At 72.1% G+C, this 22348-nt stretch carries 22 protein-coding genes; 14 read left to right on the top strand and 8 right to left on the bottom strand.

Annotated elements, in window-relative coordinates:
• The first annotated feature begins 208 nt into the window (after positions 1-208).
• Positions 209-955: an oxidoreductase gene (locus tag ACI2K4_RS14285; RefSeq protein ID WP_404511233.1), complete on the top strand. Its 747-nt coding sequence runs from the start codon at positions 209-211 to the stop codon at positions 953-955.
• Positions 956-1020: 65 nt separating this feature from the next.
• On the opposite strand, the gene ACI2K4_RS14280 is transcribed toward ACI2K4_RS14285, so the two are convergent.
• The 5 genes from ACI2K4_RS14280 to ACI2K4_RS14260 all read right to left on the bottom strand — a co-directional run bounded on the left by ACI2K4_RS14280 (position 1021) and on the right by ACI2K4_RS14260 (position 5159).
• Positions 1021-1833 carry an HAD family hydrolase gene (locus ACI2K4_RS14280; protein ID WP_404511231.1) on the bottom strand — a complete coding sequence of 271 codons (813 nt, stop codon included), beginning with the start codon at positions 1831-1833 and terminating at the stop codon, positions 1021-1023.
• Between the two features lie 375 nt (positions 1834-2208).
• On the bottom strand, positions 2209-2844 hold the full coding sequence (locus ACI2K4_RS14275; RefSeq protein ID WP_404511229.1) for an adenylate/guanylate cyclase domain-containing protein: 636 nt from the start codon (positions 2842-2844) through the stop codon (positions 2209-2211).
• Complete coding sequence (locus ACI2K4_RS14270) at positions 2844-3092, bottom strand: hypothetical protein (protein ID WP_404511227.1); 249 nt, start codon at positions 3090-3092, stop codon at positions 2844-2846. Before ACI2K4_RS14270 ends, ACI2K4_RS14275 begins: the two co-directional genes overlap by 1 nt.
• A gap of 89 nt (positions 3093-3181) precedes the next feature.
• Positions 3182-3889, bottom strand: coding sequence for a Crp/Fnr family transcriptional regulator (locus ACI2K4_RS14265; protein WP_404511225.1), 708 nt, complete (start codon positions 3887-3889; stop codon positions 3182-3184).
• Between the two features lie 223 nt (positions 3890-4112).
• A complete protein-coding gene (locus ACI2K4_RS14260) occupies positions 4113-5159 on the bottom strand; it encodes an alpha/beta hydrolase (RefSeq protein WP_404511223.1) in 1047 nt (348 codons plus the stop codon).
• A gap of 279 nt (positions 5160-5438) precedes the next feature.
• Between ACI2K4_RS14260 and ssd the strand changes: the two genes are divergently transcribed.
• From ssd to ACI2K4_RS14225, 7 genes are all read left to right on the top strand, one after another.
• Positions 5439-6545: a septum site-determining protein Ssd gene (gene ssd / locus ACI2K4_RS14255; protein WP_404511221.1), complete on the top strand. Its 1107-nt coding sequence runs from the start codon at positions 5439-5441 to the stop codon at positions 6543-6545.
• Positions 6542-7858 carry a TadA family conjugal transfer-associated ATPase gene (locus ACI2K4_RS14250; RefSeq protein WP_404511219.1) on the top strand — a complete coding sequence of 439 codons (1317 nt, stop codon included), beginning with the start codon at positions 6542-6544 and terminating at the stop codon, positions 7856-7858. Before ssd ends, ACI2K4_RS14250 begins: the two co-directional genes overlap by 4 nt.
• On the top strand, positions 7855-8721 hold the full coding sequence (locus ACI2K4_RS14245) for a type II secretion system F family protein (protein WP_404511217.1): 867 nt from the start codon (positions 7855-7857) through the stop codon (positions 8719-8721). Before ACI2K4_RS14250 ends, ACI2K4_RS14245 begins: the two co-directional genes overlap by 4 nt.
• Positions 8721-9512: a type II secretion system F family protein gene (locus ACI2K4_RS14240; protein WP_404511215.1), complete on the top strand. Its 792-nt coding sequence runs from the start codon at positions 8721-8723 to the stop codon at positions 9510-9512. The genes ACI2K4_RS14245 and ACI2K4_RS14240 overlap by 1 nt, the downstream gene beginning before the upstream one ends.
• Before the next feature lie 76 nt (positions 9513-9588).
• Complete coding sequence (locus ACI2K4_RS14235; RefSeq protein WP_404511826.1) at positions 9589-9717, top strand: DUF4244 domain-containing protein; 129 nt, start codon at positions 9589-9591, stop codon at positions 9715-9717.
• Complete coding sequence (locus ACI2K4_RS14230) at positions 9714-10112, top strand: TadE family type IV pilus minor pilin (protein WP_404511213.1); 399 nt, start codon at positions 9714-9716, stop codon at positions 10110-10112. The genes ACI2K4_RS14235 and ACI2K4_RS14230 overlap by 4 nt, the downstream gene beginning before the upstream one ends.
• A gap of 44 nt (positions 10113-10156) precedes the next feature.
• Complete coding sequence (locus ACI2K4_RS14225) at positions 10157-10522, top strand: Rv3654c family TadE-like protein (protein WP_404511211.1); 366 nt, start codon at positions 10157-10159, stop codon at positions 10520-10522.
• Between the two features lie 83 nt (positions 10523-10605).
• Here ACI2K4_RS14225 and ACI2K4_RS14220 read toward each other — a convergent pair whose 3' ends face one another.
• From ACI2K4_RS14220 to ACI2K4_RS14210, 3 genes are all read right to left on the bottom strand, one after another.
• The gene (locus ACI2K4_RS14220) at positions 10606-10833 is read right to left on the bottom strand and encodes a winged helix-turn-helix domain-containing protein (protein ID WP_404511209.1); all 228 of its coding nucleotides are present in this window, start codon (positions 10831-10833) and stop codon (positions 10606-10608) included.
• Positions 10834-11127: 294 nt separating this feature from the next.
• Positions 11128-11343, bottom strand: a complete 216-nt coding sequence (locus ACI2K4_RS14215; protein WP_404511207.1) for a hypothetical protein — start codon at positions 11341-11343, stop codon at positions 11128-11130.
• A gap of 78 nt (positions 11344-11421) precedes the next feature.
• Positions 11422-13812, bottom strand: coding sequence for a DEAD/DEAH box helicase (locus ACI2K4_RS14210; protein ID WP_404511205.1), 2391 nt, complete (start codon positions 13810-13812; stop codon positions 11422-11424).
• Between the two features lie 223 nt (positions 13813-14035).
• Here ACI2K4_RS14210 and ACI2K4_RS14205 point away from each other — a divergent pair, with 223 nt between their 5' ends.
• From ACI2K4_RS14205 to topA, 6 genes are all read left to right on the top strand, one after another.
• The gene (locus tag ACI2K4_RS14205) at positions 14036-14392 is read left to right on the top strand and encodes an STAS domain-containing protein (protein ID WP_396816273.1); all 357 of its coding nucleotides are present in this window, start codon (positions 14036-14038) and stop codon (positions 14390-14392) included.
• Complete coding sequence (locus ACI2K4_RS14200) at positions 14389-14826, top strand: ATP-binding protein (RefSeq protein ID WP_404511824.1); 438 nt, start codon at positions 14389-14391, stop codon at positions 14824-14826. Before ACI2K4_RS14205 ends, ACI2K4_RS14200 begins: the two co-directional genes overlap by 4 nt.
• A gap of 393 nt (positions 14827-15219) precedes the next feature.
• Positions 15220-17601, top strand: coding sequence for a sodium-translocating pyrophosphatase (locus ACI2K4_RS14195; RefSeq protein WP_404511203.1), 2382 nt, complete (start codon positions 15220-15222; stop codon positions 17599-17601).
• A 140-nt stretch (positions 17602-17741) separates the two neighbouring features.
• Positions 17742-18284, top strand: coding sequence for a hypothetical protein (locus tag ACI2K4_RS14190; RefSeq protein WP_404511201.1), 543 nt, complete (start codon positions 17742-17744; stop codon positions 18282-18284).
• Between the two features lie 50 nt (positions 18285-18334).
• A complete protein-coding gene (locus tag ACI2K4_RS14185) occupies positions 18335-18961 on the top strand; it encodes a hypothetical protein (protein ID WP_404511200.1) in 627 nt (208 codons plus the stop codon).
• A 407-nt stretch (positions 18962-19368) separates the two neighbouring features.
• Entirely contained in the window at positions 19369-22251 is a 2883-nt protein-coding gene (gene topA, locus ACI2K4_RS14180) for a type I DNA topoisomerase (protein WP_404511198.1), read from the top strand.
• The last annotated feature ends 97 nt before the right edge of the window (positions 22252-22348 follow it).

The following is a 22348-nucleotide window of genomic DNA, read 5'->3' as shown; positions in this document are numbered from 1 at the left end:
TGGTGCGAGCGCCGGTTCGGCCGCCGGGCCGTCCGACGCGCCGAGTGAACGCCGCCGCGCGCCGGCCGGTCCACGCTGAGTGAACGCCGCCGCGCGCCGGCCGGTTCACGCCGAGTGAACGCCGTGGCGCGCCGGCCGGTCCACCCGGCCGACGGGGGTGGCCCGGCTGCCGCGACCGGTTGCCGGCCGGGTCGCTAGCGTGGAGGTCGTGACCACCGACCCGCTGGCCCCGCTGCTCGCCCTCGCCGATGTCGGACCGGCCGTCGACCGGGCCCGCGAGCGGGTCGACCAGGCGCTGCGGCACCGCGCGTTACGCCGGCACGGCGGCCAGGTCGCGGCCGAGATCAGCCTCCGGTCCGCGGTGGCCAGCGCCGCGATCGAGGGGTACGAGCACGAGCGCGAAGCCGTACGCGACGGCACCGTCACCGATCCGGTGGTGCAGGGAGCGCTCCGGGTCGCCGGGGCACTACCCGGTCTGGCCGACCTCTGGGGCCGGGCACCCCGGCAGGTCCTGGCGAAGCTGCACGTACTCGCCGCCCGGGGGGTGGTGCCGGAGCGGGAACTCGGCCGTCCGGTGGCCGACCCGGCGACCGGTGTCCGGCTCGACGGCCTCGCCGGACTGCTCACCGGCGGTACGAAGGTCTCCCCGCTGGTGCTCGCGGCCGTGGTGCACGGCGAACTGTTGGCCCTGCGGCCGTTCGCCGGCCCGTCCGGGGTGGTGGCGAGGGCAGCCGCCCGGCTCACCCTGCTCTCCAGCGGCTTCGACCCGCGCGCACTGGTCGCGGTCGACGTCGGCCACCAGGAGCGGGCCCCGGAGTACGTCGGCGCGGCCGGCGCCTTCGCCACCGGTACCCCGGACGGGGTGCGGTCGTGGCTGCGTCATTACGCGGCGGCGGTGGAACTCGGTGCCGATCAGGTCACCCTGGTCGGCGACGAGGTGCTTGCCGCAGCCTGAGTGGCGTGCGGCGCCGTTCCGCCACCGAGCCCCGGCCCGTCGCGACACCCCCGGCCCGGAGGGTCTCAGCCGCCTTTCTGGGCGGAGCTGGTGCGGGTCCGGCGGTGTCGGCCGTACCAGGCGATGCCGATCGCGACCCCGACTCCGACGCCGAGCGCGGCGGCGGCCACCGGCACCGCCGGGCGCTCCCGCAGCCGTCGGCCGAGTGGGATCGGGTGCCGGAATTCCAGCACCGGCCAGCCGTTCTCGGCGGCGAGTCGACGCAGCGCCCGGTCCGGGTTGACCGCCGTCGGGTGCCCGACGCACTCCAGCAGCGGCCGGTCACTGATCGAGTCGGAGTACGCGTACGACTCGGCCAGGTCGTAGCCGCGCGCCTCGGCCAGCTCCGTGACACCGCTGACCTTGGCCGGACCGGCCGCGTAGAACTCGACCTCGCCGCTGTAGCGCCCGTCCTCGACCGTCATCCGGGTGGCGATCACGTCGGTCACGCCGAGCAGCTCACCGATCGGTCGGACCATCTCCTCACCCGAGGCGGAGACCAGCACCACATCCCGCCCGGCCGTCTGGTGCTCCTCGATCAGCGCGGCGGCCTCGGCGTACACGTAGGGGTTGATCAGCTCGTGCAGCGTCTCGGCGACGATCTGGCGGACCTGGTCCACCGGCCAGCCCTTGCAGAGCGCGGCCAGATAGTCCCGGGTACGCGCCATCGTCTGGTCGTTCATCCCGCCCAGCCGGAACATGAGCTGCGCGTACGCGGACTTGACCACGTCTCTGCGCGAGATCAACCCGTCCCGGTAGAACGGCTTGCCGAACGCCAGGGCGCTCGATTTCGCGATGACGGTCTTGTCCAGATCGAAAAAAGCGGCACTTCGGCCCACGGCGCGCAAGTCTAGTCGGATGGTCTATGGTCGGCGGGTGCGCGGGGTCACCAGGCCCACTGTGGCCCCGGACACTCCAACCCTCCGCGACCGGTGATGGTGAGCGTGATCACGCCGTACCGTCCCGGTTTTGCGGTGAGTGGAGGGTGCGCCACTCGACGTATACAGGTCCGCTCAGGCATGCTTGTATTCACGACACACTTTCATATCGTGCGCTCGGCCAGCTCTCGGTGGTTGCACCCCCCGTGACCGCCGAGTGGGTTCGGCTCGACCCCCCCGGAGCCGAACCCCAGGCGACCCCCGTCTCCCCCCGACGGGGGTCGTCGCTTATCCAGGGGCGGGCGTGGCGAGATCGCGGCGGAACGCTGGCAGAAGTCAGTGCTTCGCGGCGGAGGTGACGTACACGACGCGTTCCTCGCCGCCGACCTCGAACCTCATCCGTGACGATCCGGCGGGCGGTGCGACCGTTCGACGCGCGGAGACCGACTCCTGAGTGATGGCGATGGTGTCGGGAGGGGCGAGGCGGGAAAGTTTGGCAGCCGTGTGTACGCCTCGGCCGGTCCAGGAGACGAGGGGTTCCGGTGCCCTGCCGACTGCCACGCCGTATATGAGGCTCGTGTCTATGCCGACGGTGATGTCGATGCCGTCGTGGCCGAGTAGTCCGAACACGCCCTCGGCGGTCTGTGGGATTTTTTGGGTGACTCGATGGCGGGCTATGTCGATGAGGCGGAGCGCCGCACGTACGGCGGCGTCGACGGCATTTTCTCCGGTGAAGAGGACCAGCGCCCCGTCTCCGCTGAAGTGCAGCACCGTCCCGCCCTCTTCCTCCGTCGCGGGGATGGCCTCGCCGAAGAAGACCTGGAGAATCCTGGCCAGCGGCTGTTCACCGAGATGGGTGAGCAGGTGTGTGGACCCGCGTATGTCGAAGAAGAGGCTGGTGGCGTGGAATGGTGTGGGCTCCCGTGTGGCCCAGAGTTCTGCGGCCGTCGGGATCTTGTTTTCGGTGGTCATCAGCGGGGCTGGACGGCTTCGGTGGCGGGAGCTTGGACGGGAACATTTGTCGGCCCAGGAGGGTGCGGACGCGTGGAGGCGAGTTCCAGGTAGCACCCGAGTGCCATCGTGACCAGGCCAAAGCTGGCGAGCAGGAGGATGCGAGGACGGGAAAGATTGGCGACGTGCACCCCGCCGACTCGAAGTCCGCCGCCGAGGATCGCGAGTGCTACGAGTACCGCCCCGACGACGGCCAAGGTCAAGGTCATGATGGCGCCCCTCGGGATGACTGCAGCGGCGAGGTGCCGTGACCAAGAAACCATACCACGATGGATTTCAAACCCATAGATGTATGGGTTCACTGCTCCCCTGGGTGTGCCATGGCGTCGAGGTGATCCCGTGAGCTGATCATGATCCGCCGATAGCCGACCTGGACGACGCCCTGGTCGCGCAGGGTCCGCAGGGCCTTTTGGGTGGACACCTCGGCGGCCCCGATCATGGACGCCAGTTCCGACTGGCTGATCGGGACGGCGATCACCACTCCGTCGGCCCGCTGTTCACCGAACGCGTCCGCCAACATTCCGAGGACGTTGGCCAGTCGGGCGATGACGTTCTGGGACCCCAGGGACACCCGCTGCTGGTTGGCGGCGCTGAGGCGCTTGGCGATCATCTTGGTGAGGGCGAACCCGGCGAATGGGTCGTCGATCAGGAACTGCCGGAAGTCAGCATTCGTGATGGTAACCACTGCTGTGTCTAGTGCTGCCCGAATCGTCGCAGATCTTGTTTCTTCGGTCAGGGCGGCCAATTCGCCGACCGCATCCCCCGGTCCTCTCAGGGCCAGGGTCACCGCGCGGCCGAGTGGATCCGTCGCCTCGATCTTCACGATACCCGCCAAGATCACGAAGACGTTGTCGGAGGTGTCTCCAGAATGAACGAGGGCGTCGTTCGCCGGAAATCTCCTCCGGGTGCCCAGTCGTAGCAGGCGCGCTCGGGAATCCGGGCCGAGACTGTGAAGGAAGCTTCCTGGACGCCAGGGAATGGACTTGGTGTCGCCCTCGTCGTTCACAGCTTCCAAGGTCATGTGTTCCGCTCGACTTGCCGACACCCTCCGGAGTGAGGGTGGTTGCATGCTACCTCGGGATGAAATCCGTAGCGGTGCCCAAGCGCCTTCGGCCAACTCGCTTGACGCTGCCCCCACGTACGGGCGGGGCGCCGCCCCGGTCCGTCGGCTGGACCGGGGCAGCGCCCGCGTATCCGAGCGGCCTGTGGGCGCCTGCCTGTCCGGGCGGTCAGCGGCCGTCGTGCAGGACGCCACGCAGCGTGTTCGCGCACTGGGCGGTGGCGGCACGGGCGGCGGCGGTGTCGGCGAGCGTGTCGAGCATGACGAAGTCGTGGATCATCCCCTGGTACCGGACCTGGGCGACCGGTACGCCCGCCTGGCGCAGCTTGGCCGCGTACGCCTCGCCCTCGTCGCGCAGCGGGTCGGCCTCCTCGGTGACGATCAGTGCGGGCGGCAGTCCCCGGAGTTGGTCGATGCTGGCCCGCAGCGGTGCGGCCATCGGGTCGTTTCGCTTGCTCCGATCCGGCAGGTACTGGTCCCAGTGCCACATCATCTGTTCCCGGCTCAGGTAATAACCGCTGGCGAATTCGCGGTAGCTGCCGGTGTCGAAGTCCGCGTCGGTCACCGGGTAGAAGAGCACCTGGTGGCGAAATTGTGGCCCGCCCCGCTGTTTGGCCAGCATGGTGACCACGGCCGCGATGTTCGCGCCGGCCGAGTCGGCGGCGATCGCGATCCGGGACGGATCAAGGTCGAACTGCTCGCCCTGTTCGCCGATCCACGCGGCGACCGCGTAACACTCCTCCAGCGCCACCGGGAACTTCGCCTCCGGGGCCCGGCTGTATTCGGGAAAGACAACCGCCGCGTCCGTCTGCACGGCGATCTCCCGGATCAGCCGGTCGTGGGTGAACGAGTCGCCGAACACCCATCCGCCGCCGTGCAGGTAGAGCACCACCGGCATGCCCCGCTGGCTGCTGCGCGAGCGCACCATGTCCTGCGCCATCCCGCGTACCCGGTCGGCGAGCCCGCCCCGGCCGTCTGTCCCGGCGGCCCGGGGTGGGCGCACGATGCGTACCGGCACCTGGCCGGAGGGGCCGCCCGGCACCATCAGGTTCTCCGAGTCCACCGCCGGTCTGGCGATGCCGCTCGACTGGAGATCGGTCAGCTTGGCCCGGCCCTCGTGCGGCGGCATCTGGTACGGGAACGGCGGTTGGGACGTCAACCTCGCGAACTCCCGCGCGGCGGGCTCCAGTACGACCGCGCTGACTGCCTGAGCCATGGTCGCTCCTCCTCACGCGGCACCGGGATGCTGCGGTAGCGGCTGCTCTCCCCGGTGGCTACCCGATTCGACGGCGAATATCGCGACCCGAGCATCGCGTGCCCCTGTCCGGTTTCCTGCTTGATGGGGTGGTTCGGATAGCAGATCCACTCCGACCCAGGGCGGTTTTCCACAGATCACTCGGTTATCCACAGCCGGCGACCGACGCGGTGGAGGCGAGGTTTCCGCCGGTCCAGGGTGTGTCGGTCACCCCGTACCGACCCGCCGCTGGAGACCGCGATGCCACGCCGTACCCCCGTCCACACCGGACCGCGACTCCCGCTGGTCCTGACCTCCGACGGTGACCTGCTCGACGACCTCCTGCGGCTCGCCGCGGCCGGTGGCACCGAGGTCGAGGTGGTCGCCGACCCGGCCGCCGCCCGGTCCCGGTGGGCCGCCGCGCCCCTGGTGCTGGTCGGCACCGACCAGGCACAACCGTGCCTTCGGGCACGGCTGCCGCGCCGCCCCCGGATGGTGCTGGTCGGACGGTCCGGACTCGGCGACCCCGGCTGGGAACTAGCCGAACTGATCGGTGCCGAACACGTGGCGATCCTGCCCGCCGCCGAACCGTGGCTGGTGGACCGCTTCGCCGAGGGCACACCGGGTGCCACCGCCACCGGCACCGGGCGGGTGGTCGCGGTGATCGGCGGCCGGGGCGGCGCCGGGGCGAGCGTGCTGGCCGGCGGGCTCGCGGTCACCGCCACCCGGGGCGGGCTGCGCACCCTGCTGGTCGACGCCGACCCGCTCGGCGGCGGGCTCGACCTGGTGCTCGGCTGGGAACAGCTCGAAGGGCTGCGCTGGCCCGCGCTCACCGAGGCCGACGGCCGGGTCGACGCGCCCGCCCTGGTCCGGGCCCTGCCGAGCCGGGGCGACCTGGTCGTGCTCTCGTGGGACCGGGGTGCGCTGTTCAGCCTGCCGGGAGAGGCGATGGCGGCCACCCTGGACGCCGGCCGGCGCGGTCGCGACCTCGTCGTCGTGGACCTGCCGCGTCAGCTCGACGACTCGGCCGTGATCGCCCTACAGGCCGCCGACCAGGTGTACGTGGTCGTGCCGGCGGAACTGCGGGCGGTCGCCGCCGCGACCCGGGTGGTCGCGGCCACCCTCCCGCACTGCACCGAGCTGTCGGTGGTCGTGCGCGGGCCGGCACCCGGTCGGCTGAAGGCCCGGGAGGTCGCTCGGGCGCTGCACCTGCCGCTGGCCGGGACGCTGCGGCCGGAGCCCGGACTCGGCCGGGGCCTGGAGCGGGGAGAGGCGCCCGCCTCCACCGGCAAGGGTCCACTGGCCAGCCTCTGCCAACGCCTGCTCACCGAACTCGACGACAACGCGTCGGCGGCGGGCGTGGCATGACCGACCGAACCAGCCCCGTCCCCACGGCGGCTCTGCGCGGGGCGCCGCCCCCGTCCGCCGGGGCCGGTGGTCGCGAGCTGGCCGGCCTGGTCCGCCGCCGGTTCGCCGCCGACGGTACGGCGATCACCCCGGCCGCCGTTGTCGCGGCGGTACGCGACGAGCCCCGCGCCGCCGTCCTCGGCGACACCACCGTGCTGCGGATGGCGAGCCAGGTGCACGACAACCTCGTCGGCGCCGGCCCGCTCGCCCCGCTGCTCGCCGACGCCGAGGTCACCGACGTGCTGGTCAACGGGGCACGGGTCTGGGTGGACCGGGGGCAGGGCCTGCGGCCGGTGGCGCTCGCCCTCGGCACCCCGGACGACGTACGGCGGCTGGCCCAGCGACTCGCCGCCGGCTGCGGCCGACGGCTGGACGAGGGCTCCCCGTACGTGGACGGCCGGCTGCCGGACGGCACCCGGCTGCACGCGGTGCTGCCACCGGTGGCGACCGAGGGGCCGTACCTGTCGCTGCGTACCTTCCGGCAACGGCCGTTCACCCTGGACGAACTCGTACGCCGCGGCACCGTGCCGGGTCCGGCCGCTCCGCTGCTCGCGGCGGTGGTGGCCGCGCGGTTGGCCTACCTCGTGGTGGGCGGTACCGGCTCCGGCAAGACCACGCTGCTCAACACCCTGCTCGGGCTGGTGCCGCCGACCGAGCGGATCGTGCTGGTCGAGGATGCCGCCGAACTGCGCCCGGTGCACCCGCACGTGGTCGGCCTCCAGGCGCGTACGGCCAACGTGGAGGGCACCGGCTCGGTCGGGCTGAGTGACCTGGTCCGCCAGGCCCTGCGGATGCGACCGGACCGGATCGTGGTCGGCGAGTGCCGGGGCGCCGAGGTGGTCGACCTGCTCGCCGCCCTGAACACCGGGCACGACGGCGGGGCGGGCACGTTGCACGCCAACGCGCCGGCTGACGTACCGGCCCGGTTGGAGGCGCTCGGACTGCTCGGCGGACTGCCCCGGGCGGCCCTGCACGCGCAGGTCACCGCGGCGCTCCAGGTGCTGCTACAGGTACGCCGGACCGGGGCGGGCCGGGTGCTCGAAGCCGTCTGCCTGCTCCTGCCGAGCGGGCCGGAGCGCCTGGTCACGGTGGTGCCCGCCTGGCGTCGGACGGGTGGCGCGGGACCGGCCGCGACGGCCCTGGCCCGACTCCTCACCGACCGGGCGGTACGGGTGCCGGCCGTACTCACCGAGACGGTGCCGGCCGTACTCACCGATCCGGTGCCGGCCGTACCGACCGATCCGGTCCGGCGTGACCGGGACGGCCTGCCGTGACCAGCGGGTGGTGGCTGGTCGGCGCCTGCCTGCTCGGCTCGGCCGTCGTGGTCGCCTGGTCGCCGACGGCGAGCCGGTCCCGCTGGCGTGCGGTTGTCGACGGACCGGCGCAGGCTGCCCGGCCGGCACGGCGAGCCGGGCTCGGCTGGCTGGCCGGAACGGATTCGCGGGTGCCGGTGCTCGACCGGGTCGCGACCGGGCCGAAACGCGCCGTACTGGTCGTGGCCGGGGTGACCGCCCTCGCCGGGGCGGTGCTGGGCGGGCCGGTGGCGGCGGTCGCGGGTCTGGCGTACGGCGGGCTGGCGGCCAAGGCGGCGCTGCGGCGGCACAGCGTACGGGCAGCCGTGCGGGTGCGCCGCCGTCAGCTCGACGGCCTCTCCGCGCTCGCCGCCGACCTGCGCGCCGGTTTGCCGGTCAGGCCCGCCGTCGGAGGCACGGCCGAGCCGCCGCCGGCCGGCGCGGCGATGTCCGGCTCGTCGTCCGATCGGGCAGCAGTCCCCGTCACGAGTCCCGATCCGTCGGAGCGGATCGACCGGCTGATCGGAGCCGCCGTACGCCTCGCCGAGCAGACCGGGGCACCCCTGGCCGATCTGCTCGAACGGATCGAGGCCGACGCCAGGGCGATGGACCGTGGACTGGCGGCGGCGGCAGCCCAGGCGGCGGGTGCCCGAGCGACCGCGATGCTGCTCGCCGGGTTGCCGCTGGGCGGGATCGCGCTCGGGTACGGCATCGGCGTCGACCCGCTCGCCGTGCTGCTGCGTACGCCGATCGGAGCCGCCTGCGCGGTCGGTGCGATCGTGCTGCAACTCGCGGGCCTGGCCTGGTCCGACCGGCTCAGCACAAGCGCCCTGCGGGCGGCCTGATGTCGGACCCGACCATCGTGGTGCTCGCGCTGGCCGTCGCGGCGATGGCGGTGGCCGCCGGCCGACCCGCCGGTCGCCTCACCCGACAGCGCCTGGTCCGGCTCGATCTCGACGTTCGGCGACACCGGGACGTCGGCTCGGCGGCCGTCGCCGAGCACGGCGATACCCCGGTGTCCGGGAGGCTCGGCGGCAGTCGGCGGCCGGACAGGATCCGGCTCGGTGCCGTGCTCGGCGGGGTCGCCGTCGCGATCGTGCTCGGCGGGTGGAGCGGCCCGGCGGCCGGGGTGCTGGCCGGAATCCTGCTCGACCGACTGCTGCGGCGCCTCGAACCGGCGAGCAGTCGTCGGCGGCGGTTGCGCGAGGTCAGCGACCTGCCGCTCGGTGCGGACATGCTGGCCTCGGCGTTACGGGCGGGCGCCCCGGTCGACCGGGCGGTGCTGTCGGTCGCCGAGGCGCTCGGTGGCCCACTCGGCGAGCGGCTGCACCGGGTCGGCCGGACCCTGCGGCTCGGTGGTGAACCGGAGGAGGCGTGGGCACACCTCGGACCGGTGGAGGGTGCCGACCGGCTCAGCGCTGCCGCCGTGCGTACCTCGACCAGCGGTGCCGCGCTCGCCGGTGCGCTCACCCGGCTCGCCGACGACCTGCGCGCCGACCGGGCCACCACGGTCGAGGCGGCGGCCCGCCGGGCCGGGGTGCTGATCGTGCTGCCGCTCGGCCTCTGCTTTCTGCCCGCCTTCATTCTCGCCGGCCTGGTGCCGGTGATCGTCGCCGTCCTCGGTGACGTGCTCTGAGATCCGTACTCCGTACGAGGAAGGGAAGACAATCGTGATCCGCAAACTGAGGGCTCGGCTGCGCGGCGACGCCGGGATGAACACCGCCGAGTACGCCGTCGGCACCCTCGCCGCCGTCGCGTTCGCCGGAATCCTGCTCAAGGTGCTCTCGTCCGGCAACGTCCAGTCGGCCCTGACCGCCGTCATCGACCGGGCACTGAAGTGATCCGGCGCCGGTGGGCCGGTCTGGTGGCGATCGTCGACCCGCCCGGTGACCACGACCGGGGCTCGTTCACCGCCGAGTTGGCGGCCGGCCTGCCGGCGCTGGTGATGCTGCTGCTCGCCGGGCTGACCGCGGTCGGCGCGGTGACCGTCAAGGCGCAGTGCGTCGACGCGGCCCGGGAGGCGGCGCTGGCCGCCTCCCGGGGCGAGCCCGGGGTGCCGGCCGGAGCCGGCTCCGCCCCGGCCGGGGCCACGGTCTCGGTCACCGTCGTCGGCGAACGGGCGGTGGCGACCGTACGCGCGCCGATCCGCGCCTTCGGCACCCGACTGCCCCGACTGACCGTCAGCGCGACCGCCGTCGCCGCCGTGGAGCCGGGCGACCCGGAGCCGGTGCCGTGAGGGCGGTCCACCCGATCGGAATCAGTTGGACGGCCAGGATGTCGGTGAGTTCGGTGTCGACCGAGGGTCGGGATCGGGGGAGCGCCTCCCTGTGGCTGCTGGCGGTCGGGTTGACGCTGGTGGCGGGGAGTCTGGCCGGGGCGGCGGTCGGCGCGGCCCGGGTGGCGAAACACCAGGCGAGGGTGGCCGCCGATTTCGGTGCCCTGGCCGGCGCCGCCCGCGCGCTCGAAGGCCCGACGGTCGCCTGCGCCCGGGCCGGCGAACTGGTCGCCGCGAACGGCGCCCGCCTGGTCGACTGCACCGTGGAGGGTCTCGACCTGCAACTCGTGGTCGAGCTGACCGTCACCCCACTGCCCGGCCTGACCCGGACCGCCAGAGCTGTCGCCCGAGCCGGCCCGATCCGAGCCTGACCAGCATCGATCCCCATCACCGGTGGGCGCGCACCGCGCTGCGCGGGGCAGCGGACGAGCAGCCTTCGAAGTCGAAGGGGCGGTTACCCAGAGGTCTGGAGCACGAAGGTGCCCTTGCCTTGTCGACCTTCGATAAAACCTTCGGTACGAAGCATGAACAGCGCGGCGTCGACCGGCTGGGCGCTCGTGCCGTAAATCTCGCGCAGTTCCCGTTTGCTGGGCAACTTGTCGCCAGGCTTGAGCCGACCCGAACGGATCGGCTCTCGAAGGTCGTCGGCAATGCGCTGGTAGTCAGGGACGTAAGCGGGCATGCGGGCACTCCCGGGTTGGCCCGATCAGTAGATCACCCAGCGTTCGAGGGCGCACCGGTCTCGCTGGCCCCGTACCTGGGTGCGCACCTGGTCTCTGCCACGTAGGACCTGGTGTGGGTCCCGGCCGGTCGCCTGCACCGCCGTTTCCTCGGCTGGACCCGCACTCCCCAATCAAGGTCGGTGCCCCGATGATCCGTGGCTGCTCAAGCCTGTGACACGCCGAGTGGAACAGGGCTCAGCGGCCACGGATCGGGTGGCTGGGACGCGGCCATCGGGGCGGTCGGTGGTCGAGGGTCAGCGGCCGGTGCCGCCGCCGTCGACAGCGGCGCGGAGCGCCGAGGCGCTGAGGATCTGGTGGATGCCGTGCAGTTGTTCGTTGAGCCGGTGCAACTGCTCGGCCTGGGCCAGGGTCGCGTACGCCTGACCGAGCGAGATCTGCTGCTCCACGGTGAGCGTTTCCTGGTTGACGCCGTAGAGCAGGTCGACGGTCTCGGCGATGGTGTCGGCCACTCGATCCTCCTTGGACGGGCAGGGCTTGGAAGCGCTCCCATCAGCGTACCCAGTCAGTCCGCCATCCATGTACGTGGATCAATCGGAGAGTTCGACCAGGTTGGTCAGCACCACGTCGAGCACCTTGACCGCCTCCGCCTTGGCCAGCGGGTTGTTGCCGTTACCGCACTTCGGCGACTGTACGCAGGACGGGCAGCCGGACTCGCAGCCGCACTCGCTGATCGCGTCCCGGGTGGCCCGCAGCCACTGCTCCGCCGCCCGGTACGCCCGCTCGGCGAAGCCCGCGCCGCCCGGGTGTCCGTCGTAGACAAAGACGGTCGGCGCCCCGGTGTCCGGGTGGATCCCGGTCGACAGCCCGCCGATGTCCCACCGGTCACAGGTGGCGATCAGCGGCAGCAGGCCGATCGCGGCGTGCTCGGCCGCGTGCAGCGCGCCCGGTACGTCGGCCACCTCCACCCCGGCCGCCACCAGCGCGTTCAGCGACACGGTGAACCAGACCGCGACCGTACGCAGTTCACGTGCCGGCAGGTCGAGCGGGCGGGTGTCGATCACCTCGCCGGACGCCAGCCGACGCCGCTGGTACGACACCACCTGGCTGGTCACGTCGACCTCGCCGAGGAAGAGACCGACCGGTCCGGCGTCCCGGTACTCGCGTACCGACACCACCCCGAGCGAGGTGACGTCGCGGGCGTGGGTGGACCAGTCCGGCTCCTCGGCGTGCACCAGCGCGCAGGCGTCCTCCAGGTCCAGGTTGTCCACCACGTACGACACGCCCTGGTGCAGGTAGACCGCCCCGGAGTGGAGCATGAAGTGGGACGAGCCCGGGTCGACCGTGCCGAGCAGGCGCCCGGTGGCCGACTCGACCACCGCGATCGGCGTACCGCCGGTGCCGCGCAGGTCGACGTCGGGACGGCCGCTGTGCCGCCAGTACCAGCCGGTCGGTCGTCGCCGCAGCGCGCCCGCCTGCACCAGCCCCTCCACCGCCTCGGCCGCACCCGGCCCGAACAGTGGCAGGTCGGCCTCGGTCAACGGGGCCTCGGCGGCGGCGCAGCACAACTGCGGACCGAGCACGTACGGGTTCGCCGGGTCGAGCACGGTCGCCTCGACCGGGCGCCCGAAGAGCGCCTCCGGGTGGTGCACCAGGTAGGTGTCGAGCGGATCGTCCCGGGCCACCAGCACGGCGAGCGCCTCGCCACCGGCCCGGCCGGCCCGCCCGGCCTGCTGCCAGAGTGACGCCCTGGTGCCCGGCCAGCCGCAGATCAGCACCGCGTCGAGCCCGACCAGGTCGACGCCGAGTTCCAGGGCGTTGGTCGAGGCGAGTCCGAGCAGGTCACCGTGGAGCAGCGCCCGTTCCAGCCTGCGCCGGTCCTCGCGCAGGTAACCGGCCCGGTAGGCGGCGACCCGCTGGCCGAGGCCGGGCACCGCCTCGTCCAGTGAACGCCGGGCGCTGCTCGCCACCACCTCGGCGCCGCGCCGGGAGCGGACGAAGGCGAGCGAACGCACGCCGGCCGCGACGGTGTCGCTGAGCAGGTCGGCGGTCTCCCGCAGGGCGGAGCGGCGGACCGGTTCGGCCTCGCCGAGTTCGACCGCGTCGGCCGGCGGGGGGAGCAGCGGCGGCTCCCAGAGGGCGAAGGTGACCCCGCCCCGGGGCGACGAGTCCTCGGTCACCGCCGTCACCGGCAGGCCGGTCAGCCGCTCGGCCGCGTTCGCCGGGTCGCCCGAGGTGGCCGAGGCCAGCACGAAGACCGGGGACTGCGGTACGCCCGCGACGGTGCGGCCGTACCGGGCGGCCTGCCGGCGCAGCCGTCGTAGCACGTGCGAGACGTGCGAGCCGAAGACCCCCCGGTAGGTGTGGCACTCGTCGACCACCACGAAGGCGAGCCGGCGCAGGAACGTACCCCAGTTGGCGTGTCCGGGCAGGATGCCGTGGTGCAGCATGTCCGGGTTGGTGAGCACGAACCGGGAATGCTTGCGGATCCACTCCCGTTCGGCGCGCGGGGTGTCGCCGTCGTAACTCGCCGGGCGTACGTCGTCGAGGTCCAGGGCGGCGACGGCGCGCAACTGGTCGGCGGCGAGCGCCTTGGTCGGCGCCAGGTAGAGCACGGTCGCGCGCGGGTCGGTGAGCAGGGTGGCCAGCGCCGGCAACTGGTACGCCAGCGACTTGCCCGAACCGGTGCCGGTGGCAATGATCACGTGCTGGCCGCCGTACGCCAGATCTGCCGCCTCGGCCTGGTGCCGCCAGGGGGCGACCACGCCGCGTCCGACGAGCGCCGCCCGCAGTGGTTCGGGCACCCAGCCGGGCCACGGTACGGCCTGCCCGGCGCTGGCCGGCACCCGCTCGACGTGGGTGACCGGATCGTGCCGGGTGCGTGCCCGTAACCGGTGCAGCAACTCCGCCGGGGTCGGCGCCGGGCCACCTGAGGGTGGGGGCCGGTCGGCCTGGGCCGATACTGTGGCTGCGGTGGTCACGCCCTGCACTCTCGCACCGACGGGCCGGAACCGGAAAGCCGGGGCGCGGGTCGACCGGGCACGAGGGGCCCCGGAGCAGCCTGGCCGGGGGTCCCGGGTCAGGTAGGCGACGCTCCGGCTCGGTGCGGCGCCGGGCGGACGATGGTTAGATGCCCATGAGCATTCCTGGCCGGACCCTTCCAGCCGGGCCGGCATCAGCCGGAGAGGTAGCCGAGGAGGACGGATGGAGCTGTCGCTGACGACCCGCACCATCGCCGAGCACGCGGTGCTGGAGGTCGGTGGCGAGGTGGACGTCTACACCGCCCCTCGGCTCCGGGAGCGACTGGTCGAGATGATCGACGGCGGTGCCCGTCGGGTCGTGGTGGATCTGGGCCGGGTCGACTTCCTCGATTCCACCGGCCTCGGCGTGCTGGTCGGCGCGCACAAGCGGCTGCGGGTGATCGGCGGCACCTTCGGGCTGGTCTGTGACAAGGAACCGCTGCTCAAGATCTTCCGGATCACCGCGCTCGACCAGGTGTTCCCGCTCTACCCCTCGATCGAGGCGGCGACCGCCCCGGGCGCGGCGAACCCCAGCGCCTGATGTCGACGGTCCGGCTGTCCTTCTCACCCGCGCCGGTGCATGTTCGCACCGCGCGCCTGGTCGGTGTCGCCGTGGCCCGTCGGGCCGGCGTCGCCGAGGAACTGCTCGACGAGGTGCGGTTGGCGATCGGTGAGGCGTGCACCCGCGCGGTGGCCCTGCACCGCCAGTACGGCCTCGCCGACCTGGTGCAGGTCGAGATGTCCGACGGCGGCGGTTACACGGTCCGGGTCACCGACCGGGCGCCGATCGAGGCCGGACTGGGTCTGGCCGCGCTCCCCCCGGACGAGTTGGCCGACGAGTCGCTGACCGACGAGGCACTCACCGTGGGGGTGGGCTTCGCGCTGCTCGCCGGTTTTGTCGAGGACCTCCAGGTGCGTCCCGTGGACGACGGGATCGGCACCGAGGTACGGATGGTCTGGCCGGTCGGCCGCTGACCCGTCACGACCGGTTCGGCCGGTCGGCCGCTGACCCGTCACGACCGGTTCGGCCGGTCGGCCGCTGACCCGTCACGACCGGTTCGGCCGGTCGCCGTCGACCCTGTGATCCGCCGATCGACGAAGCTCCATAGCAGATCAACTTCGCTTGCACAGCGATGAAGATCATTGCGACACGGTGGGTGGTAACTGTGACCTCTGACACTGCGGGCGGCTAGAGTACCCGGGGTTATCAGCAAGTGCCCTGGTCGCGCGCTCGCGTGACCGGGTGGTCACCGCTGAGCTGAAGCCTTGGCCCGGCGGAGACGCTTGCGAACCGTCGCTCCACGCGTGGAGACGCCGGTCCGGTTTCGTCCGCCGGCCGGCGCGAGTGCTGGGTACAGGAGGACATAGATGTCCACGACCTTCGCCGCCGAAAGCGGCGGGTTGTCCCTCACCGATGCGAACCTGTCGTACGTCATCATCGCCGCGGTCATCGCGTTGGTGGCGCTCGGCTTCGCCGCCGCCCTCACCAAAGCGGTGTTGGCGACCGGTAGGGGCACCACAAACATGCAGGAGATCGCGGCAGCGGTCCAGGAGGGTGCCTCGGCCTACCTCTTCCGGCAGTTCAGAACGCTCGCCATCTTTGTCGTACTCGCGGTGGTGCTGCTCTTCCTGCTGCCGGTGCACCAGACCGACGGCAGCGAGACCCTGGTGAAGATCGGCCGGTCGGCCTTCTTCGTCGTCGGCGCCGTGTTCAGCGCGTTCATCGGCGGGGCGGGCATGGCCCTGGCCACCCGGGCCAACCTGCGGGTGGCCGCCGCCGCCCGGGAGCACCAGGGCGGCCGGGAGAAGGCGATGCGGATCGCCTTCCGGACCGGTGGCGTGGTCGGCTTCCTCACCGTCGGGCTGGGACTCTTCGGGGCGGCGCTGGTCGTGGTCCTGTTCCGGGCCGACGCGCCGACCGTGCTGGAGGGCTTCGGCTTCGGTGCCGCGCTGCTGGCCATGTTCATGCGGGTCGGCGGCGGCATCTTCACCAAGGCCGCCGACGTTGGCGCCGACCTGGTGGGCAAGGTCGAGCAGGGCATCCCCGAGGACGACCCACGCAACGCGGCGACGATCGCCGACAACGTCGGCGACAACGTCGGCGACTGCGCGGGCATGGCCGCCGACCTGTTCGAGTCGTACGCGGTGACCCTGGTCGCCGCGCTGATCCTCGGCCGGGCGGCGTTCGGCGAGACCGGGCTGGTCTTCCCGCTGATCGTCTCCACCATCGGGGTGATCGTGGCGATCGTCGGGGTCTTCATCACCCGGCTGCGCACCTCCGACCGGTCCGGGCTGAGCGCGATCAACCGGGCGTTCTACGCCTCGGCGGTGCTCTCGGCGATCCTGGTCGCCGCGATGTCCTTCGTGTACCTCAAGCCGACCTGGGGCGAGTTGCTCGGCGACGGCTGGCGTGAGCGGCTCGGCGTCGAGGGCGACCTGCCGCTCGGCCCGCAGTCGTTCGCCATCGGCGCGGTGCTCATCGGGATCGTGCTCGCCGCCGCCATCCAGGCGCTGACCGGCTACTTCACCGAGACCAACAAGCGTCCGGTGCAGGACATCGGCAAGAGCTCGCTGACCGGACCGGCGACCGTCGTGCTCGCCGGCATCAGCATCGGGCTGGAGTCGGCGGTCTACTCGGCGCTGCTGATCGCGGGTGGGGTCTTCGGCGCCTTCCTGCTCGGCGGCAGCTCGATCACGCTCTCCCTCTTCGCCGTGGCGCTCGCCGGCACCGGTCTGCTCACCACGGTCGGCGTGATCGTGGCGATGGACACCTTCGGCCCGATCTCCGACAACGCCCAGGGCATCGCCGAGATGTCCGGCGACATCGACGAGCAGGGCGGCCGTACGCTCACCGAGCTCGACGCCGTCGGCAACACCACCAAGGCGATCACCAAGGGCATCGCGATCGCCACCGCCGTACTGGCGGCGACCGCGCTCTTCGGCTCGTACACCGACACGCTCCGGGCGGCGTACGCCGACGCCGGGGTGGGTGACGTGGCCGGCGAGATCCTGGGCGCGCTCAACGTGGCGAACCCGCGCAACCTGGTCGGCCTGATCATCGGTGCCGCGGTGGTCTTCCTCTTCTCCGGGCTGGCCATCAACGCGGTCTCCCGCTCGGCCGGCGCGGTGGTGCTGGAGGTACGGCGCCAGTTCCGCGACCTGCCCGGCATCATGGACCGGACCCAGCGCCCCGAGTACGGCAAGGTGGTCGACATCTGCACCCGGGACGCCCAGCGTGAACTGGTCACCCCGGGCCTGCTGGCGGTCCTCGCCCCGATCGCGGTCGGCTTCGGCCTCGGTCCGGGCGCGCTGGCGTCGTACCTGGCCGGTGCGATCGGCGCCGGCACCCTGATGGCGGTCTTCCTGGCCAACTCCGGTGGTGCCTGGGACAACGCGAAGAAGCTGGTCGAGGACGGCGCCCACGGCGGCAAGGGCTCCGGCGCGCACGAGGCGACCATCATCGGCGACACGGTCGGCGACCCGTTCAAGGACACCGCCGGTCCGGCCATCAACCCGCTGATCAAGGTGATGAACCTGGTCTCGTTGCTGATCGCGCCGGCCGTGGTGGCGTGGAGCGTGGGCGACGACCGGAACACCCCGCTGCGGATCACGGTCGCGCTGGTCGCGGTGGCGATCGTGGTGGCGGCGGTGGTCTACAGCAAGCGCAAGCCGGTGGCCATGTCGGACGACGACTCCGGCCCCGGTGCCACCGGTAGCACCGAGCACCGCCCGGAGACCGTAACCGCCTGATCCCGGGCCGGAAGCGGAAGGACCCCCTGGCGACACTTCCGTCGACAGGGGGTCCCACCTTCGGCCGTACCGGTGATGAGCAGCCCAACCGGTACGGCTGTGCCACCGCACCGTCCGTACCAACCCGTACGCTGCAACGCATGCGTACGCCCCGCGCGCCGGCCGCCGGGATTCTCCCCGTGGTTCTGTGCACTCTCGTGTTGCTGGTAGGTGGATGTGGTGGGGGGCCGACCGCACCGGCCTGGGCCGCCTCGGTCTGTGACGCGCTGTCCCCGTGGCGGCTCGAAATCGACGAACTGACCAGCAGTGCCCAGCAGCAGATGACGGCGCAGACCACGCCGGCACAGGCGAAGGAGAACCTGGTCCGGATGATGGCGGGCGCGGAACGGGCGAGCGAGGACGCGCGTCGGGGGGTGGCGGAGGCCGGCGTGCCCGACGTGTCCCAGGGTGACCTGGTCTCGGACGGCTTCCTCGACTCGCTCACCCAGGTCCGGGACGCGTACGGCCGGGCCAAGCGGTCGATCGAGCAACTGGACACCGGCCGTCCCGAGCCGTTCTACGACGGGGTCGAGGCCGCGGTGGACACCCTGAACAAGGAGTACGACGCCAGCGGCCTGGACACCAGCAAACTGAACTCGCCCGAGTTGAAGCAGGCCTTCGACGAGGTCCCGGAGTGTCGCTGACCACGCCCCCAGTGGACCCGCCACCGACGGACCCGCCACCGACGGAGGCGGTGCCTGGCACCGGGGCGGTGCCGTCGAGGCCGGACGGCGTGCCGGTGCGGCAGTTGTCGCTGTTCGGGGTCGAGGCGACCGAGCCGTCGGCGGCCGATCTCGCCGGCCTGCTCGCCGGGCCGGGGCAGGTGGTCCGGATGGGTGGCACGGCGAGGGTGTCGGTGTTGGTGGACGCCGCCTGGCGGGTGCACGTGCTCGCGGCCGAGCTGGCCCTGCGTGGGCTGCCGGTCACCTGGGAGGGCACCGCCGACGAGCGGCACGAGGTCCGTACGTCGTACTCGACCACGCTCGCGCCGCTGGCCCGGAGCTGGCTGCGCGGCACGGCTAAACGGCCACCGGCCGGTCTGTACCTGAACGGGCGTCGGCTGCGGCTCTGGGTGGCCGCGGCGGGCCTGTCGGAACCCACCGGCTTCCTGCTCCGGCTGGGCGAGGCGGAGGAGAACTGCTGGGAGCCGGTGGGCGGTGCGCTGGCGGCGGTGGGACTGAGTGCCGTACTCCTGGCGCCCGGGTCGGGTGGTCCGGCGTACCGGATAACCGGGCGTCGTCGGCGGGCCAGGCTGGCGGAGTTGGTGGGTGAGCGGCCACCGGCCGCGCCGCCGTCGAGTTGGCCGACCACCGGGGGCTGAGCGGCCGTCGTTGGTCAATTCGTTTAAGTCAGGTTTCGACCATTTTCACCATTTATCATGCTGATTCAGAGATAATCCGGTCGACTGTCCGATGCCGGACAACCAACCGGAGATTTAGGAGATAATCGACCCGCTGGGGGAGATCAGCGGAAGATCGCCGCCGGGAATGGATCCGGGCCGATTCATCCTCGGTGTACGGTGTCGCCGACCGGGATCAACCGTGTCGCGCCCGACCGGGATCGGTGTTCGCGCAGCGTGGGAGGGCTCTTCGCGGCCCGCGCAACCCGTGTGCCGTGCAGCGCGTTACGTTGGACGTCCAGCGAGCCGGCTACTGGTGGCGGCCCGGCGGTAAGGCGGACCACGGTGGTCCGCGGGGCGAGAAGTAGCGAGTGAGGTCGGGGAGAGACGTGCCGAGTAATGCCAAGAGCACCCGTCTGGTCATCGTCGAGTCACCGGCGAAGGCCAAGACGATCTCGGGCTATCTCGGCCCGGGTTATATCGTCGAGGCCAGCCTGGGGCACGTCCGTGACCTGCCCCGCAACGCCGCCGACGTGCCCGCCAAATACAAGAAGGAGCCGTGGGCCCGGCTCGGCGTCGACGTCGACCACGGCTTCACCGCGCTCTACGTCGTCTCCGCCGACCGCCGGCAGCAGATCGCCAAGCTGACCAAGCTGGCCAAGGAGGTGGACGAGGTCTACCTCGCCACCGACGAGGACCGCGAGGGCGAGGCGATCGCCTGGCACCTGGTCGAGACGCTCAAGCCCCGGGTGCCGGTCAAGCGGATGGTCTTCCACGAGATCACCCGGCCGGCGATCCAGGCGGCGGTGGCCAACCCCCGGGAGATCGACCGGGACCTGGTCGATGCCCAGGAGGCCCGGCGCATCCTCGACCGGCTGTACGGCTACGAGGTCTCGCCGGTGCTCTGGAAGAAGGTCATGCCGAAGCTCTCGGCGGGCCGGGTCCAGTCGGTGGCCACCCGGATCGTGGTCGAGCGGGAGCGGCAGCGGATGGCGTTCCGCACCGCCGAGTACTGGGACATCCAGGCCACCCTCGCCGTACGCGACGCCGGTGAGGGACCGCGTACCTTCCACGCCACCCTGATCGGGCTGAACGGGGACCGGATCGCCACCGGGCGCGACTTCGAGCCGACCACCGGCCGGGTCAAGCCGGGCGCCGGGGTGACCCACCTCGACGGCGACGGGGCGCGTGGGCTCGCCGCCCGCCTCGACGGGCGCCCGTTCACCGTCACCCGGGTCGAGGAGAAGCCCTACCGGCGTCGCCCGTACGCGCCGTTCATCACCTCGACCCTCCAGCAGGAGGCGGCCCGCAAGCTCCGCTTCTCGTCCCAGCAGACGATGCGCACCGCGCAGCGGCTGTACGAGAACGGCTACATCACCTATATGCGTACCGACTCGGTCAACCTGTCCGAGACCGCCATCGCCGCGGCCCGCCGGCAGATCGCCGAGCTGTACGGCGAGCGCAACGTGCCGCCGGAGCCCCGCCGCTACACCGGCAAGGTGAAGAACGCGCAGGAGGCGCACGAGGCGATCCGGCCGGCGGGCGACCACTTCCGTACCCCGGGCGAGCTGGCCAACGAGCTCTCCGGTGAGGAGTTCCGGCTCTACGAGCTGATCTGGCGCCGGACCATCGCGTCGCAGATGACCGACGCGGTCGGCTCCAGCGTCTCGGTACGCATCCGCGCCGTCACCGACGCCGGGGAGGAAGCCGACTTCGGCGCCACCGGCAAGACCATCACCGACCCGGGCTTCCTGCGGGCGTACGTGGAGTCGTCGGACGACGAGAACGCCGAGGCCGAGGATGCCGAGCGGCGGCTGCCGAACCTGGTCAAGGACCAGCCGCTGACCGCCGAGGAGCTGGCCGCCGCCGGGCACACCACCCAGCCGCCGGCCCGTTACACCGAGGCGTCGCTGGTCAAGGCGCTGGAGGAGCTGGGCATCGGGCGGCCGTCCACGTACGCCTCGATCATGCAGACGATCCAGGACCGGGGGTACGTCAGCAAGCGCGGTCAGGCGCTGATCCCGTCCTTCCTGGCGTTCGCGGTGGTCGGTCTCCTCGAAGGGCACTACCCGCGCCTGGTCGACTACAACTTCACCGCCGCGATGGAGAACGAGCTGGACGAGATCGCCGGTGGTGACCACGCGGCGGTCGACTTCCTCACCTCCTTCTACTTCGGCAGCGACGTGGCCGGCGACGACTCGGTGGCCCGTTCCGGCGGGCTGAAGAAGATGGTCACCGAGAACCTGAGCGAGATCGACGCGCGCAGCGTCAACTCGATCCCGCTGTTCCGGGACGACGAGGGCCGGGACGTGGTGGTCCGGGTCGGCCGGTACGGGCCGTACCTCCAGCGCACCCTGCCCGGCCCCGAGGTCGAGGCGGCGCCGGTGGCCGAGGGCGAGGGCAACGCGGCCGAGGACGGCGGTGCCGACGGCGGGGCGGCCGGCGACCGGGTGTCGATCCCGGAGGGGGTCGCGCCGGACGAGTTGAGCCCGGAGAAGGTAAACGAGCTCTTCCTCGGCGGCGGTGGCGAGCGGAAGCTCGGCGAGCACCCGGAGACGGGCGAGCCGATCCTGCTCAAGTCCGGCCGCTTCGGCCCGTACGTCTCCAGTGGTGACCGCAAGTCGTCGCTGCTCAAGTCGCAGTCGCCGGACGACATCTCGCTCACCGAGGCGCTCCGGCTGCTCAGCCTGCCCCGGGTGGTGGGGCTGGCGCCGGACGGCGCGGAGGTGCTGGCCGCCGCCGGTCGCTACGGCCCGTACGTCAAGCGGGGGGACGAGTTCCGCTCGCTCGACTCCGAGGACAAGATCTTCACGGTGACGCTGGACGAGGCGTTGGCCCTGCTGGCGGCGCCGAAGACCCGGCAGCGGCGGGCCGCCGCGCCCCCGTTGCGGGAGATGGGCGCCGATCCGCTGACCGAGAAGCCGCTGGTCATCAAGGACGGCCGGTTCGGCCCGTACGTGACCGACGGAGAGTTCAACGCGTCCCTGCGGCGGGGCCAGACCCCGGAGGCGCTGACCCTGGAAGAGGCGTCCGAGATGCTCGCCGAGAAGCGGGCCAAGGGACCGGCGCCGAAGAAGAAGGCGGCGGCGAAGAAGGCCCCGGCGAAGAAGACGGCGGCTGCCTCGGAGGCGACCCCGGCGAAGAAGACCGCCGCCAAGAAGGCCGCACCGCGCAAGGCCGCGCCGAAGAAGGCTACCGCCGCGAAGTCCACTACGGCCGCCAAAGCGGTCAAGAAGGCAGCGCCGGCAAAGGCCGCCGACCGGGCCGAGTAGCTCTTTCGGACGGTGACCGCCGGATCATATTTTCCGATCCGGCGGTATGCCTTACGCTCCACCGGTGGTGCGACGGGGGATATTGGGTGGGCACCGC

Origin of the sequence: Micromonospora sp. NPDC050397, assembly GCF_044901685.1 — a bacterium.
Classification (GTDB): Bacteria; Actinomycetota; Actinomycetes; order Mycobacteriales; family Micromonosporaceae; genus Micromonospora_G.
This window is presented reverse-complemented; position numbering and strand designations above follow the sequence as displayed.